Consider the following 2,268-nt stretch of genomic DNA (forward strand, 5'->3'; position numbering starts at 1 on the left):
GTGGCCACCACCCAGAGCCGGCCGTCTTCCAGGACGCACGTCCGGCCGTCGAGGACCACCCTCTGGCCGGCAAGCAGCGCCTTCAAGACCACTACGGCTTTCCTCATCGATCAATACCCCCTCACGGGGAGCCGGGCCCCGGACCTCCGGGTCCGGCTGTCTCCCCGTCTTCAACAGCGGCCACACCCGAACCGCCGCTCACCCTGGGAGCGGCACCCGGCAGGTGCGGACTTCGCCACGCTGAGGAGTGCTGCGGCGATGCCTTCCAACTCGCCCTGCAGGACCTTGTCTTCGGTAACCACACAGACCCAGGCGCTGACCGAGGACAGGCCCTCGTGCGCGACGGACTCGCACGCGAAGACCGTTCCGGGCTTGATGTGCTCCTGCAGCACCTCGACCAGGTCGACCGCGCCAGAGGGGTCCACGTCATCCGGCACTTCCACGTCCAGCGTCAGCACGCGGCCTCCGAACCAGTAGCCGTTCTCTCGCTTCTGCCAGACCAGCCCCGAGCACGAAGGATCTTCCTCAACGCTCGGGATGCCCAGCCGCGCCAGTTCCGCCCGGAAAGCCTCCTCGTCCCGCGGGACGAAGGGCAGCGTGGTTACCACCACGCCCGTGAAACCCATGCTTTCAGCCCTCCTCCCCCGCCAGTTTCTCAAGCGCCGGTCTGGGTACGGCACCGCCGCACGCCGGGCAACGGCCCGTCCACGGGCGGCGCGGGTCCAGGACCAGGTAGCACGAGGGACAGTAATAGCCCCACAGTGCCAGCGCGAAGCAACCGAAAGACACCGTCTCCGTGACCTCCTGGTTGAACTCCTCTGATTTCATCAGTTGCTCGAGGGCCCTGTGAGGATCTAGCGCCGCGAGATCGCGGTGGACGTTGTCCAACAGTCTGGCCTTGCGGGACAGCTCTGTGATCCTGGTGTACAGGTCGCCCAACATGGCTCGCACGCGCCCGGCCTCCGCCCTGTCCATCTGTCCTTGCACCTCCATCCCCGCCTCAACCCGCGAGTTCGGGCGGCGCGCGGTCTCAACTCTGCTTCCCCGGCCAAACTACCCGCACGGGGACACCCCGGGCGCGAGCATACCCCACCGTCCCGTACGTGCCGCCCGTGCGCCTGCCGTCCCAAACAGCAACCACCAGGCCCGACCGGTCGACCATCCACCGGTTGCGGGCATGGGGCTTCCAGGGGGCGTAGGGCCCTCCCGGGTACACTACCACCTCGTCCGCCCGGGCGAGCAGACAACGGTACCTGCGCCGCACGGATGCAGGCCAAAGCCGGTCGTAGTCGTCGCACGGGATCACCGCCACCACCCGGCGGGCCTTCCCGAGCAGGAGTTCCGCCGCCATCTGGTCCGCGCCCAAGGCCATGCCTACGTACCAGACGGTGTACCCTTCCGTCAGAGCCCGGTCGAGAGCGGCAGCCAGCACGTGCCTCACCTGCTCGGGGTCGCCCAGACGGCGGTGGCCGGTGACACAGGCGGTCAGCACGCCTCTTCCTCCCGTTTTCGGCCAGCCGGCGGCCGCTGCCGGTCGGCGATCCGGAGCGCCCACTCGGCATCGCGGGCCACGCCTTTCGCCACCGCGTTGCTGTGGACCCAAATAGCCACCCGGAGTCCGGCGTAAAAGTGCACCTGAAGCACGGAGTACTTTTCCCGCCAGTCCCAGTCCGCTCGCTTTTGCGTCCGGAACGCGCAGGCGTGCCGGCCCATGAGCACGGCGTCGCGGGGCTCGTGCTTGCGCAGCAGGACGTCTCTGCCGCACAGTGCCTGCCACAACGGGTGATCCCAGCCCACCTTCACGGACCTGGGCACCGGTCCGGGCATCCTCGCGTGCCAGAAGCCAGCCAGCGATCCTGAGACCGCTCCCAGCCACGGCCCTACCAGGGAATCCCACCAGCGGTCCCAGGTGTTGGTCAGGGCTAAGATCATCTCCGGTGGGATCAGCGCTAGCACCGCCGGCCAGCTGGGCACCAGCGCGGCACCACGGGGTTCAGGTGCGCTTGCACGGACCTTTTTCAGGCACTCATCAAACGCGCGGTCGTGCAGGGCTGCCGCCACCGGGTCGGCTAGATCCCAAACCTCCGCCTCGGCTTCCGGGACGGGGAGATCCCGCTTCATCCCCCACTCCTTCGCCACCGTGCGCGCGCACGGAACCCAACCCCCTCCCGACGCGGAGTGGTCCCGGCCGCAGGCGGCGCAGCGGAACACGATGCCGTCACCCAAGGCGAATGCTGCCCGGGCCTCTTCTATATCTGCAAAACACAC

The 2,268-nt window shown here is 68.3% G+C and carries 4 protein-coding genes; all 4 read right to left on the minus strand.

Features of this window, described 5'->3' with window-relative positions:
- Window positions 1-170: 170 nt before the first annotated feature.
- Window positions 171-626: a hypothetical protein gene (locus tag AB1609_21770; GenBank protein ID MEW6049063.1), complete on the minus strand. Its 456-nt coding sequence runs from the start codon at window positions 624-626 to the stop codon at window positions 171-173.
- 4 nt (window positions 627-630) lie between these two features.
- Complete coding sequence (locus AB1609_21775; protein MEW6049064.1) at window positions 631-975, minus strand: hypothetical protein; 345 nt, start codon at window positions 973-975, stop codon at window positions 631-633.
- A 55-nt stretch (window positions 976-1,030) separates the two neighbouring features.
- Window positions 1,031-1,492: an SLOG family protein gene (locus AB1609_21780; GenBank protein ID MEW6049065.1), complete on the minus strand. Its 462-nt coding sequence runs from the start codon at window positions 1,490-1,492 to the stop codon at window positions 1,031-1,033.
- Window positions 1,486-2,268 (minus strand): hypothetical protein (locus tag AB1609_21785; GenBank protein ID MEW6049066.1); only part of this gene is annotated, 783 nt, incomplete at its 5' end. The genes AB1609_21785 and AB1609_21780, both read right to left, overlap by 7 nt.

It is taken from the genome of Bacillota bacterium (assembly GCA_040754675.1).
GTDB lineage: Bacteria > Bacillota > Limnochordia > Limnochordales > Geochordaceae > Geochorda.

Excerpts from the sequence above, each read along its gene's own strand:
- AB1609_21770 (MEW6049063.1), bottom strand. The coding sequence starts at position 626 with ATGGGTTTCACGGGCGTGGTGGTAACCACGCTGCCCTTCGTCCCGCGG.
- AB1609_21775 (MEW6049064.1), bottom strand. The coding sequence starts at position 975 with ATGGACAGGGCGGAGGCCGGGCGCGTGCGAGCCATGTTGGGCGACCTG.